Genomic DNA, 13,472 nt, shown 5'->3' on the forward strand with positions numbered 1-13,472 from the left:
GCCGCCCGCACGTCGCACCCCGCTCGCAAGCATTCCGCCAGCCACCCGCATCAAAAGGACGCAACCCATGTCATCCGGTGTCATCCGTATCCGCGGAGCCCGTCAGCACAATCTCAAGAATCTCGACCTCGACCTGCGCACCGGCGAAATGACCGTGGTGACCGGGCCGTCGGGCTCGGGCAAGTCGAGCCTGGTGTTCGATACGCTCTACGCCGAAGGGCAGCGGCGCTACGTCGAGACCTTCAGCGCCTACGCGCGCCAGTTCCTGGACCGGATGGACCGGCCGCAGGTGGACCGGGTCGACGGCGTGCCACCGGCCATCGCCATCGACCAGACCAACCCGGTGCGCAGCTCGCGCTCCACGGTCGGCACCATGACGGAGCTCAACGATCACCTGAAGCTGCTGTACGCGCGCGCCGCCGAGCTGTTCGACCGCCAGACCGCGCAGCCGGTGCGGCACGACTCGCCGGAGACCATCTACGCCGAGCTGCGGGCACGCGCCGCGCAGGCGCCGGACGGCGATCCCCGTCTGGTCGTGACCTTCCCGGTGGAACTGCCGGAAACCACTACGGACGCCGAGATCGAGCAGTGGCTGTCCGTCAGCGGCTATACGCGGGTGCAGGCGCAGCGCGTGGTGGCGTCGCCCACCGGGCCGCGCAAGGTGCTCGACGTGGTGGCCGACCGTTTCCGCCTCGGCAATACCGAGAAGGTACGGGCGCTGGAAGCCATCGAGGCCTCGCTCAAGCGCGGCAGCGGCCGGGTCAACGTCTATGTGCCCGACGCTGCCAATGAGGGCGCGGAGCCCCAGGTATGGCGCTTTTCCACCGGCCTGCATAGCCCGGAGAGCGATATCCGCTATGCCGATCCACAGCCGGCCTTGTTCTCCTTCAACTCCGCCTACGGCGCCTGCGAGACCTGCCGCGGCTTCGGCCGCGTGATCGGCGTGGATCTCGGGCTGGTGATTCCGGACGAGCGCAAGACGCTGCGCGGCGGCGCCATCAAGCCGATGCAGACGCCGGCCTGGAAGGAGTGCCAGGACGACTTGATGCGCTACGCCGCCAAGGCGGGCATCCCGCGCGACGTGGCCTGGTCCGGCCTGACCCCGGCCGAGCGGGCCTGGGTCATCGACGGCTCGCCGGACTGGAACGGCAAGTGGAATACGCACTGGTATGGCGTCAAGCGCTTCTTCGACTACCTGGAGTCGAAGGCGTACAAGATGCATATCCGCGTGCTGCTGTCCAAGTACCGCAGCTATACGCCGTGCGAGACTTGCGGCGGCGCGCGGCTCAAGACGGAGGCGCTGCTGTGGCGCCTGGGCAGCAAGCCGGGCGCCGACGCCGTGTGCGCGCCGGAAAAACGCTTCCTGCCGCGCGGCGTGGACTGGGACCGCACGCAGCTCGAAGCGCTGCCCGGCCTGACCGTGCATGACCTGATGCTGATGCCGATCGAGCGCATCCGCAGATTCTTCGACGAACTCACGCTGCCGAGCCTGATGCTCGACGACGCGCTCAAGCTGCTGCTGGCCGAGGTGCGCACGCGCCTGAAATACCTGTGCGACGTGGGCCTGGGCTACCTCACGCTGGACCGCCAGAGCCGCACGCTGTCTGGCGGCGAGGTGCAGCGCATCAACCTCACCACCGCGCTGGGCACTTCGCTGGTCAAGACGCTGTTCGTGCTCGACGAGCCGAGCATCGGCCTGCACCCGCGCGACCTGAACCGCATCGTCGAGGCCATGCATCGCCTGCGCGATGCCGGCAATACGCTGGTGGTGGTGGAGCATGATCCTTCGGTGATGCTCGCTGCCGACCGCCTGATCGACATGGGCCCCGGCCCGGGCGAGCGCGGGGGCAACATCATCTTCGACGGCACGCCGGCCGCTATCCGCGGTTCGGGCACGCTTACCGGCGAGTACCTTGCCGGGCACCGCCAGGTGACCGATCTCTCCCGCTGGGAACCGCGCGCGGTGGATGCCGCCACGCCGCGCATCGTGCTGGAAGGCGCGAGCGAGCACAACCTGCGCGACGTGACCGTGGAGATTCCGCTGCAGCGGCTGGTATGCGTGACCGGCGTGTCCGGTTCGGGCAAGTCCACGCTGCTGCAGGACGTGCTCTATCCCGCCATGGCGCGCCAGTTCGGCAAGTCCACGGATGCCCCCGGCGCCTTCCGCGGCCTGACCGGCGCGGAACAGGTGGCCGATGTGGTGTTCGTCGACCAGTCGCCCATCGGCAAGACCGCGCGCTCCAACCCGGCCAGCTATGTCGGCGCCTTCGACGAGATCCGCAAGCTGTTCGCCAAGGCGCCGATGGCGCTGCAGCGCAGCTATACCGCGGGCATGTTCAGCTTCAACTCCGGCGACGGGCGCTGCCCCACCTGCGGCGGCTCGGGCTTCGAGCACGTCGAGATGCAGTTCCTCTCCGACGTCTACCTGCGCTGCCCGGACTGCGATGGCCGGCGTTACCGCGCTGAAATCCTTGAAGTGAAGATCGAGCGCGCACTGCCGGGCGAAGCGCCGCGCGCGCTCAGCGTGGCCGATGTGCTTGAGCTGACCGTGAGCGAAGCCGTGGCGTATTTCGCCGGCGATGCGGCGGTGCTGCGTGTGCTGCAGCCGATCGTCGACGTGGGCCTGGAGTACGTCAAGCTGGGCCAGCCGGTGCCCACGCTGTCGGGCGGCGAGGCCCAGCGCCTGAAGCTGGCCGGCTACCTGGCCGAGACCGCGCAGGCAAGCAATACGCGCGTCAAGCCGATGCCGTACGAGTGCAAGCTGTTCATGTTCGACGAGCCCACCACCGGGCTGCACTTCGACGATATCGCCAAGCTGATGCGCGCCTTCGGCAAGCTGCTGGACGGTGGGCATTCGCTGATCGTGATCGAGCACAACCTCGACGTGGTGCGCGCCGCCGACTGGATCATCGACCTCGGTCCCGAGGGCGGCGACGCCGGCGGCGAAGTGCTGTGCGTGGGCACGCCGGAAGATGTCAAGCGCTGCGCGGACTCGCATACCGGCAAGGCGCTGCTGCAGTACGACCGCGCCGTGGGCCATGCCTTCGTGGCCGAAGATGCCGGCGTGCCGTTGCAGGCTGCCTTGCGCGCGGCGCGCGCGCGCCGCGCCATCGAGGGCGAGGACGTGGTGCGCATCGTCAACGCGCATGAGCACAACCTGAAGGCGCTCAACGTCGATATCCCGCACGGCAAGTTCAACGTCATCACGGGGGTGTCCGGCTCGGGCAAGTCCACGCTCGCGTTCGACATCCTGTTCCATGAAGGGCAGCGCCGCTACCTTGAATCGCTCAATGCCTATGCGCGCTCCATCGTGCAGCCCGCCGGGCGGCCGGAGGTGGATGCGGTGTACGGCATCCCGCCCACGGTGGCCATCGAGCAGCGCCTGTCGCGCGGCGGCCGCAAGAGCACGGTGGCGACCACCTCCGAGGTCTGGCACTTCCTGCGGCTGATGTATGTGAAGCTGGGCATCCAGCATTGCATCCACGACGGCACGCCGGTCACCTCGCAAAGCCCCGAGTCCATCGCCGCGCAGCTGCTGCGCGACTACAAGGGCCAGCACGTTGGCCTGCTGGCGCCGCTGGTGGTCAACCGCAAGGGTGTCTATACCGACCTGGCCAAATGGGCCAAGGCGCGCGGCAATACGCACCTGCGTGTCGACGGCGAATTCCTGCCGGTGGACCCGTGGCCGCGCCTGGACCGTTTCCGCGAGCACACCATCGAGCTGCCGGTCGGCGACATCATCGTGTCCGCGGACAACGAAGCCGCGCTGCGCGCGATGCTGGGCCAGGCGCTGGAAGCCGGCAAGGGCGTGATGCACCTGCTGGCGCCGCTCGACGGCCTGCAGCACGCGATGGGCAACGGCGGCACCGCCCGCGTCGGCAGCACCACCGTGTTCTCGACCAAGCGCGCCTGCCCGGTGTGCAGCACCAGCTATCCCGAACTGGACCCGCGCCTGTTCTCCTACAACAGCAAGCACGGCTGGTGCACCAGCTGCGTCGGCACCGGCCTGACCCTCACGCGGGAGCAGCGCGCGGTCTACGACGATACCGTGATGGCCGACGACAATCGCGGGCGCGAGCAGACGCTGCCTTCCGAGCAGCAAGAGCCCGATGACGTGGCCGATACGCCGTGCGCGGATTGCGGCGGCACGCGGCTGAACCCGGTGGCGCGCGCGGTGACGTTCGACGCGCACCCCATCGTGGAAGTGGCGCAGTGGACGGTCTCCGATACGCACCGCTGGGTGCAGGGCCTGCGCCTCGCAGGCCGCGAAGGCGAGATCGCGCGCGACGTGGTGAGCGAGATCCGCAGCCGCCTGCAGTTCCTGGAAGAAGTCGGCCTGGGCTACCTCAGCCTGGACCGCGCCGCGCCCAGCCTCTCCGGCGGCGAGGCGCAGCGCATCCGGCTTGCGGCCCAGCTCGGCAGCAACCTGCAGGGTGTCTGCTACGTGCTCGACGAGCCCACCATCGGCCTGCATCCGCGCGACAACCAGATCCTGCTCGACGCGCTGCGCAAGCTCGGCGAGAAGGGCAATACGCTGGTGGTGGTGGAGCATGACGAGGACACCATCCGCCGCGCCGACCACATCATCGACATCGGCCCCGGCGCCGGCAAGCGCGGCGGCACGCTGGTGGCGGAGGGCGGCGTGGCCGCGCTGTCGGCCAGCCCGGACTCGCTGACCGGCCAGTTCCTGGCCCGGCCGATCCTGCATCCGCTGCAGCCGCGCCGCGCGGTGAAGCCGGAGGGCAAGGGCAGCGAGGCCGTGCCCGGGCGCTGGCTGACCGTGCATGGCGCCAAGCTGCACAACCTGCGCAACGTCACCGCCAGCATCCCGCTGGGGAGGCTGGTGGCCATCACCGGCGTCAGCGGTTCGGGCAAGTCCACGCTGGCGCGCGATGTGCTGATGGCCAACTTGCTCGACGCGGTGGGCCGTTCGGTCATGTCGTCGCCGGCCACGCGGCGCGCGCGCAAGGCGGCCGGCAGCGAGGCGCCCGCGCGCTCGCAGGCCACGGCACGCCCCGAGCCGCGCCGCAAGCTGGAGGTCACGCACGACTGGCAGGGCTGCGACAGCATCACCGGCTTTGAGAGCATCGACCGCGTGCTGGAAGTCGACCAGACCCCGATCGGCAAGACGCCGCGCTCTTGCCCGGCCACGTACATCGGCGTGTGGGACACCATCCGCAAGCTGTTCGCGCAGACGCTGGAAGCCAAGGCGCGCGGCTATTCCGCCTCGCGCTTTTCCTTCAACACCGGCGACGGCCGCTGCCCGGCCTGCGAAGGCCAGGGCGTGCGCACCATCGGCATGAGCTTCCTGCCCGATGTGAAGGTGCATTGCGACGTCTGCCACGGCCAGCGCTTCAACCCGGAAACGCTGGCGGTCACCTGGCGCGGCAAGAACATCGGCGACGTGCTGACGATGGAGATCGACGAGGCGGTGGCGTTCTTCTCCGCCATGTCCAATATCGCGCACCCGCTGCAGCTGATGAAGGATGTGGGCCTGGGCTACCTGACGCTGGGCCAGCCGTCGCCCACGCTGTCCGGCGGGGAGGCGCAGCGCATCAAGCTGGTGACCGAGCTGTCCAAGGTGCGCGACGACATCACGCGGCGCGGGCAGCAGGCGCCGCACACCCTGTACGTGCTGGACGAGCCGACTGTCGGACTGCATATGGCCGACGTGGCCAAGCTGATCCGCGTGCTGCACCGGCTGGCGGACGGTGGCCACAGCGTGGTGGTGATCGAGCACGACCTCGATGTGATCGCGGAAGCCGACTGGATCCTCGACCTGGGTCCCGAAGGCGGGGTGGCTGGCGGCGGCATCGTCGCGGCTACCGACCCGGAGGGGCTGGTGCGGGTGCGGGCCAGCCATACCGGCGCGGCGCTGGCGCCGGTGCTGGCGCGTGGCAAGCCGGCCGGCAAGGCGGCGGCCTGAGGCGTCCGGTGGCGCAAGATGGCCAGGCCGGCTCTCGCCGGCCTGCCGGAAAGCGAGGCCGCGGGCGGTTTTCACCCGGCGGCCCCGGTAGCTGAGACAATGACGGATTCAGCAACTGGTGGCCGCCGCCGGTCCTGCCGTTCGCCCATGAGTCGGGGCGGCCGGGCAGACCATGCGTCGCCGCCGTGTGACAGCGTGATCGAAAAGACTCTTTCTCCCATCCTGGCGGCGTTATGGCTCGGCCTGGCCAGTCCGGCCCTGCTGGCGGCACCCGCCGCCGCGTCGGACGCAAGCGGCGTGCGCGCGCCGGCCAAGGCCGGCACGCGCGCCGGCCGCACGCCGACATCGCAGGCCGCCCAGCAAGCCGCCAACGCGCCGTCAGTCAATCACGACCAATACGCACTGCGCCCCGAGCGCGACGTGCAGCCGCGCAGCAGCTTCGGCCTGCGCATGAAACCCGGCTGGCAGCAGCAGGACGATCCGGGCCGCTAGAGGGCGGCTCCCGGTCCGCTCCGGTGCTGCGATGCCGCGCATCGCATGCCACGCCAGCGCCGTGCTCAGCCCCTGGCAAGGATGCCATGGCGCACGGTCAGGTCGGGCGAACCTTCGATATGACGCAAATGTCCGGTGATCGGCGCGGTGGCGTCGGATGCAGGCGTGGTCAGTCGCGGCATTGACCCGCAAGGGTGCCTTTGCGGTACGCTTTCTCACCTGCCGCAAATCGGGCCGACTCTCACGGCATCCGGACCGGCATGACCCCCACACCACCAGGAGTCCAGATGTCCGTCAGCCCGACCGGCTTTGTGCCCGCCCCGGCCGCAGCCCGCGCCACCGTCCATGACCTGCGCGCTTCGCGCATCCGCGAGGTGGCTAACGCAGGCATCGGCCTGCCCGATGTGCTGCCCTTCTGGTTCGGCGAATCCGACCAGATCACGCCCGCCTTTATCCGCGATGCCGCTAGCCATGCGCTGGCCGGGGGCGCCACCTTCTACACGCACAATCTCGGCATCGCCCCGCTGCGCGGCGCGCTGGCCGAGTACGTCAGTGCGCTGCATGGTGCGACGGCGCCCGATAACGTGGTGGTCACCAGCGCGGGTGTCAACGCGCTGATGCTGGCGGCACAACTGGTGGCCGGGCCCGGCGACCGCGCCGTTGCGGTCACGCCGCTCTGGCCCAACCTGGTGGAGATTCCCAAGATTCTCGGCGCCGAGGTGGAAACCGTCTCGCTCGATTACGGCGCGCATGGCTGGACCCTGGACCTCGACAAGCTGCTGGCCGCGCTGACGCCCGAAACGCGCCTGTTGATGATCAACTCGCCCAACAATCCCACCGGCTGGGTGATGTCGCGCGCGGACCAGCAAGCGGTGCTGGCGCATTGCCGCCGCCACGGCATCTGGATCATTGCGGATGAAGTCTATGAGCGGCTGTACTACGGTACCGGCGATGGCGCCGTCGCGCCGTCCTTCCTGGATATCGCCAGCCGCGACGAGCGGGTGATCTGCGTGAACTCCTTCTCCAAGGCGTGGCTGATGACCGGCTGGCGCCTGGGCTGGATGGTGCTGCCGGCGGCGCTGACCGACGATCTCGGCAAGCTGGTCGAGTACAACACGTCGTGCGCGCCTTCCTTCGTGCAGGAAGCCGGCATCGTGGCGGTGCGCGAGGGCGAGGCTTTCACCCGCGAACTGGTCGGGCGGCTGCGCGCGGCGCGCGATCACCTGGTGGGTGCGCTGGCGGCCGTGCCGGGCGTGGATGTGCATGCGCCGGAAGGGGCGATGTATGTGTTCTTCCGGCTTGCGGGCGCGGGTGACAGTCTTGCGTTGTGCAAACAGCTGGTGCGCGAGGCTCGGCTGGGACTGGCGCCGGGGAGTGCGTTCGGCGAGGAGGGGGAGGGGTTTGTGCGCTGGTGCTATGCCTGCGATCCGGCGCGGCTGGACGAAGGCGTGCGGCGGTTGCGCGGGTTCCTGGGACGCTGAGCGGCTTCGCCGCGATATGGCGTGGTTGCGGGCACGATCCGCCAACCCGGCGCGAAGCGATCTGCCACGCTCCTTCTCGCGGGCGCCACCGGGCGTCGACTATCGCGCGGCTGACTCCTGCGGTTGCCACCAGCCGCCGCCCAGTGCCTGCAGCAGCGCCGCGGAATCGGTGAAACGGCTTGCGGTGGCCTGCGCCAGGGCGAGCGCAGCCTGCCGGTATTGCCGTTCGGCATCGAGCACGGCAAGCTGGCTGACTCCGCCAAGACGATACTGGCCCGACACCACGGCAAGCGTATCGGCCGCCTGCCTGGCGCTGTCGGCGCGTGCTTGCAGCGTGTTCGCATCCGCTTCCAGCGCGCGCAGTGCATCGGCCACTTCGCGCAGGCCCGTCAGCACCGTTTGCTGGTAGGCCGCCAGCGATTGCTCGTAGGCGGCCTCGGCGGCGCGCTTGCGCGCCACCAGCTCGCCGCCGCGGAACACCGGCTGCACCAGCCCCGCGGCCAGCGACCACACGTTGAGGCTGCCGAACAGGTCGCGCGCGGACAGGGACTGCGAACCGGCGTTGCCGGATAGCGTCAGCTGCGGATAGAGCTGCGCCGTGGCCACGCCGATGTTTGCCGATGCCTGGTGCAGCAGCGCTTCGGCCGCGCGGATGTCGGGGCGCCGTTGCGCCATCGTGGAGGGCAGGCTGAGCGGCAGCGTGGCGGGCAGCGTGAGATCGGCCAGGCGGAATTCGGGCAGGTCGGCACTGGCCGGCGCCTGTCCCAGGTACACCGCAAGCTGGTGGCGCGTGGCCGCGAGTTGTTGCGCGAGGCCTGGCAGCAGGGCCTGGCTCTGCGCCAGTTCGTTGCGCTGGCGCTGCACGTCGACCTCCGCCACGCCGCCGGCGCGCAGGCGCTGCCCCGCAATATCGAGCTGGCGCTGCTGGGCCCGCACGATGGCCTCGGTGTCGGCGATCTGCGCGCGCAAGCCGGCCTCGCGGATCGCGGCGGTGGCCACGTTGCCGGCCAGCGTCAGGCGCGCGGCTTCCAGTTCGAAACGCTGGTAGTCCACCGCCGCGCGCAAGCCCTCCAGCTCGCGCCGCTGGCCGCCGAACAGGTCGAGCGTGTAGGAGATTTCCACGCTGGCGCCATACAGCGTGAACGGCCCCGGACTGGGAAAGGCGGTAATGCCCAGCGAGTTGAAATTGACCTGCTCGCGGGTAGTGTTCAGCCTGGCGTCCACGCGCGGCAGCAAGCGCGCGCCGGTGGTGGCCGCCAGCTCCTGGCGCGCCTGCTCGATGCGGGCCTGTGCCTGCGCCAGCGTCGGGCTGGCGTCCAGCGCCGCGCGGATCGTGCGGTCCAGCGCCGGGCTGCGGAACAGCGCCCACCATTGCGCCGGCACGTCGCCGCCACTCTCCAGCACCTGCGCCTGGCCGTGCGGCACGTCGGCGGCGCTGGTGCGCTCCGGTTGCGTGCCGGCGGTGTAAGCCGGCACCGCGGGCGCGGCCGGCACGGTGAAATCGGGGCCGACCGCGCAGGCCGTCAGTGCGGCCGCCGCCAGCATGGCGAGGGCCGTGCGGTGCGAGGTGATCCGGCGTTGTGGCGAGGCTTGCATGGCAGGCTCCCTCAATCGAGCGTGCGGCGATAGAAACGCACCGCAATGGTCATGACGACTAGCGTGAACAGCGCCATCGGCCACACGTTCGGCCATAGCTCGGTCCAGCCGTTGCCCTTGAGCAGGATGCCGCGGACCAGGCGGTTGAAGTAGGTCATCGGCAATACGTTGCCGATGACCTGCGCCCAGCGCGGCATGCCCTGGAAGGGGAACATGAAGCCCGACAGCAGGATGTTCGGCAGGAAGTAGAAGAAGGTCAGCTGGACCGCCTGCAACTGGTTCTGCGCCAGCGAGGAGAGGGTGATGCCCACCGTCAGGTTGGCGGCGATAAAGAGCAGCGCCGACAGGTAGACCGCTACCACCGAGCCGACGAAGGGCACGCCAAATACCCAGCGCGCGGCCAGCAGGATGATGGTGGACTGGATCAGGCCGATGAAGATGTAGGGGATGATCTTGCCGGTGATCACCTCGAGCGGCCTGACCGGCGTGGCCAGCAGGTTCTCCATGGTGCCGCGCTCGCGCTCGCGGGTCATCGCCAGGCCCGTCATCATGACCATCGTCATGGTCAGGATCACCCCCATCAGGCCGGGGATGATGTTGTACTGCGTGAGGCCTTCCGGGTTGTAGAGCCGCTGCACCTGCACGTCGAAGGGCGGCTTGCCGCCTGCCAGGTGCGCCAGCGCGCCCTGCAGGTCCCTGTCCGCCACCGAGAGCGGCAGCTGCGACAGCGCGGAGATGGCCATGCCGGTGGCGGAAGGATCGGTGGCGTCCGCCTCGACCAGCAACGAGGGACGCTCGCCGCGCAGCAGCCGGCTGGTGAAATCGGCCGGGATGCTGAGCACGAACTGCACCTCGCCCTTCATCAGCGCCTCGCGCCCGGCGGCTTCGTCGGGCAGGGTGCGCACCACGTCGAAGTAGGTGGACGTCTGCATGGCGGCGACGAAGGTGCGGGTGAACTCGCTCTGGTCCGCGGCGATCACCGCGGTGGCCATGTGGCGCGGATCGCTGTTGATGGCGAAGCCGAACAACATCAGCTGGATGATCGGCAGCCCGACGATCATGCCGAAGGTCACGCGGTCGCGGCGCAGTTGCAGGAACTCCTTGAGCACGATGCTCCACCAGCGGTCCAGGGAGAACGAGAAGCGGTCGCCGTTGCCGGCGCGCACGTTGCTTGCATTGCCGCGCTTCATGTCCTGGCCTCCTTGCGGCTGCCCTGGCCGGCGACGCGCATGTTGTCCTCGGCCTGGCTCATCATGTGGATGAAGACATCTTCCAGGCTGGTTTCGATCGGCTCGATCCGGTGCTGCGGGCCGGCGATGCGGCGCAGCGTGGCTTCAAGCGCCGGCGCGTCGTGCCCGGTGACATGCAGCGCGCTGCCGAACACCACGGTTTGCTCCACGCCGGGCGCGCCCTGCAACTGTTCCGACAGCGCGGAGAGCTGTTCGCCCAGCACGCTCCAGGTGACCAGCTTCTGGCTGGCGACCACTTCATTGGCCGTGCCCTGCGCCAGCAGTTTGCCGTAGGCGATGTAGGCCAGCTTGTGGCAGCGCTCGGCCTCGTCCATGTAATGCGTGCTGACGAGGACCGAGATGCCGCGGGCTGCGAGCTGGTGCAGTTGCGCCCAGAAATCGCGGCGCGCCTTGGGGTCGACCCCGGCGGTGGGTTCGTCGAGCAGCAGCAGTTCGGGCTCGTGCAACAGGCAGGCGGCCAGCGCCAGGCGCTGCTTCCAGCCGCCCGAAAGCGAGCCGGCCAGTTGCTGCGCGCGGCTGGCGAGGCCGAGGTCTTCGAGTGCCCGGTCCACGACCTCGCGGCGCCCTGGCATGCCGTACACGCGCGCCACGAAATCCAGGTTCTCGCGGATGGAGAGATCGTCCCAGTAGGAGAACTTCTGCGTCATATAGCCCACGCGCCGCTTGATCTCGGCGGTCTCGCGCAGGATGTCGTACCCCAGGCAGGTGCCGGAGCCGGAGTCCGGCGTCAGCAGCCCGCACATCATGCGGATCGAGGTGGTCTTGCCGCTGCCGTTGGGGCCGAGGAAGCCGAAGATCTCGCCGCGCGCCACCTGCAGGCTGAGGTTGTTGACCACGTGCTTGTCGCCGTAGTGCTTGTTGATGTCGTGCACGTCAATGGCCAGGCCGGTTGTTTCACCGGGCTGGCCGTTGCGCGGTGCGGTGTCGGCAAGGGGCGCGCTCATGGCCTTGCCACCTCGACCGGCTGGCCCGGATGGAGCTTCGGCGCATCGGCCGGCGCGGGACGTGCTTCCACCAGGAACACCAGCTTGCGGCGTGTTTCGTTGCTGTAGATCACCGGCGGCGTGTATTCGGCCTGGTTGGCGATGTAGCTGATGGTGGCCGCGACGGGCGCGGCGCAGCCATCGCAGCGCACGCGCACCGTCTCGCCCTGCTTGAGGGCGCCGACCACCGTCTCCGGCACGTAGAAGCGCACCTTCACGTTGCCCGGCGGCAGCAGCCGCACCACCGGGCTGCCGGCGGGCACCCAGTCGCCCAGGCGGAAGGGCGTGTCGTAGACCAGCCCGGCCTGCGTCGCGCCCACGGTCTTGCGCGACAGCTTCCACTCGGCCTGCGCTAGCGCAGCGCGCGCGGCGGCCACCTGGGCTTGCTGCGCGGCCTGCTGGGCGGTACGTCCCGGCAGCAGGGCCACGTCGATATCGCGCTGCAGTTCGCGCACGCGGGCGGCATCGGTCGCGGCGGTGGCGCGGCTGTCTTCCAGTTGCGCCAGCGCGATCCCGCCGATGGCGTACTGCGCCTCGTCGCGCTTGCGCTGCGCGGCGCTGCGTGCCGCGGCGGCCTGAGCCTGCGCGAGCTGCGCGCGGCTCACGTCCACTTCGGGCACGCGCTTGCCGGTTTGCAGGTCGGCCAGCTGCGACTCTGCCGCGCGCATCTGCTCCTCGGCCTGCTGGCGCGCCGCGCGTTCGTCCTCGGCTTCCAGCGCGAACAACGGCGCGCCGCTGGCGACCTGCTGGCCGCGCTGGACCGAGAGCCGGTCCAGGCGCCCGGCGAAGGGCGAGGCCACGCTGACGAATTCGCCTTCCACATAGCCTTGCCATGAAGGCGGCGCCTTTTCGCTGCAGGCACTCAGCAACGCGGCGCCGATGACCGCAGCCGGCGCGGCTGCCCGCCACGAGCGCGCGGCCCGGCGCGTGGCGGAGGCGGAAGGATCTTGGGAATGGTGGCGTGGCATACGGGCTCCGTGGCTGGCGGGCTGGATTCAGGCAGAGGGCGGCGGCGCGATCTGCGCCTGCGGCGACACGGCCAGGCCATGCGCCAGGAGCGCGCTGACGTGGCGCACCAGTGCCTCGCTGTCGATGGCTTCGGCACCGGGCAGGCGGCGCCAGATATGGGTGGTGGCCAGCGGCAGCAGCGTCAGGCCGATCAGCGACACCATCAGCAGCGCAGGCTCCAGTCCGGGGTTGATCTCGCCGCGCGCGCGCGCGGCGGCCAGCGGGGCGATCACCAGCCCGGCGCGCTGCATCGCGATCTTCTGCAGCACGCGCTGGTGCAGTTGTCCGTCGGCACCGACGATCTCGCGGATCCACAGGCCCGGGAACCATGGGGTAGCGGCTGCGGTGCGGATCAGCCGGCCGGCGATGCCCACCAGCATGGCGGCGGGGTCGGCGCTGTCGGCCACGGCGGGCAGGAACACTTGTTCGACCAGGGGCTGCAGGCGCTCGTCGACCACCGCATCGAGCAACTGGTCGCGGTCGCGGAAGTAGTAGTGCACCAGCGCCGGCGTGACGCCGGCATGGGTGGCGATGGTCTTGATCGCCGTGGCGGCCACGCCGCGTTGCGCGAACAGTTCGGTGGCGGCATCGAGCAACTGCTCGCGCTGGCCGGCGTTCCCAGCTTTGGCGGCGGCGGGGCGGCCGGGACGGCGGCTGGCGGGCGGATTGTCTGCGGCAGGGGGCATGGCTGGCTCCGGGCTATGCAGACAATATTAATTTTCTAATTAATTAATTC

The 13,472-nt window shown here is 69.7% G+C and carries 8 protein-coding genes; 3 read left to right on the plus strand and 5 right to left on the minus strand.

Features of this window, described 5'->3' with window-relative positions; translation table 11 throughout:
• Nucleotides 1–67 precede the first annotated feature (67 nt).
• From uvrA to AC1DS6_RS14160, 3 genes are all read left to right on the plus strand, one after another.
• Nucleotides 68–5,926, plus strand: coding sequence for an excinuclease ABC subunit UvrA (uvrA, locus tag AC1DS6_RS14150; protein ID WP_477102600.1), 5,859 nt, complete (start codon nucleotides 68–70; stop codon nucleotides 5,924–5,926).
• A gap of 195 nt (nucleotides 5,927–6,121) precedes the next feature.
• The gene (locus tag AC1DS6_RS14155; RefSeq protein WP_477102601.1) at nucleotides 6,122–6,418 is read left to right on the plus strand and encodes a hypothetical protein; all 297 of its coding nucleotides are present in this window, start codon (nucleotides 6,122–6,124) and stop codon (nucleotides 6,416–6,418) included.
• Between the two features lie 287 nt (nucleotides 6,419–6,705).
• Nucleotides 6,706–7,899: a pyridoxal phosphate-dependent aminotransferase gene (locus AC1DS6_RS14160; RefSeq protein ID WP_441636256.1), complete on the plus strand. Its 1,194-nt coding sequence runs from the start codon at nucleotides 6,706–6,708 to the stop codon at nucleotides 7,897–7,899.
• Between the two features lie 99 nt (nucleotides 7,900–7,998).
• Here AC1DS6_RS14160 and AC1DS6_RS14165 read toward each other — a convergent pair whose 3' ends face one another.
• Genes AC1DS6_RS14165 through AC1DS6_RS14185 form a run of 5 tightly spaced genes read right to left on the minus strand, consistent with a single transcriptional unit; the run spans nucleotide 7,999 to nucleotide 13,422 of the window.
• Nucleotides 7,999–9,495, minus strand: coding sequence for an efflux transporter outer membrane subunit (locus AC1DS6_RS14165; RefSeq protein ID WP_441636254.1), 1,497 nt, complete (start codon nucleotides 9,493–9,495; stop codon nucleotides 7,999–8,001).
• Nucleotides 9,496–9,506: 11 nt separating this feature from the next.
• Nucleotides 9,507–10,685: an ABC transporter permease gene (locus AC1DS6_RS14170; RefSeq protein WP_441636252.1), complete on the minus strand. Its 1,179-nt coding sequence runs from the start codon at nucleotides 10,683–10,685 to the stop codon at nucleotides 9,507–9,509.
• On the minus strand, nucleotides 10,682–11,689 hold the full coding sequence (locus AC1DS6_RS14175; protein WP_441636250.1) for an ABC transporter ATP-binding protein: 1,008 nt from the start codon (nucleotides 11,687–11,689) through the stop codon (nucleotides 10,682–10,684). The genes AC1DS6_RS14170 and AC1DS6_RS14175 overlap by 4 nt, the downstream gene beginning before the upstream one ends.
• Nucleotides 11,686–12,696 carry an HlyD family secretion protein gene (locus tag AC1DS6_RS14180; protein ID WP_441636248.1) on the minus strand — a complete coding sequence of 337 codons (1,011 nt, stop codon included), beginning with the start codon at nucleotides 12,694–12,696 and terminating at the stop codon, nucleotides 11,686–11,688. Before AC1DS6_RS14180 ends, AC1DS6_RS14175 begins: the two co-directional genes overlap by 4 nt.
• 27 nt (nucleotides 12,697–12,723) lie before the next feature.
• Nucleotides 12,724–13,422: a TetR/AcrR family transcriptional regulator gene (locus AC1DS6_RS14185; protein WP_441636246.1), complete on the minus strand. Its 699-nt coding sequence runs from the start codon at nucleotides 13,420–13,422 to the stop codon at nucleotides 12,724–12,726.
• Nucleotides 13,423–13,472 lie beyond the last annotated feature (50 nt).

This window comes from Cupriavidus sp. 05L310, from assembly GCF_056398185.1.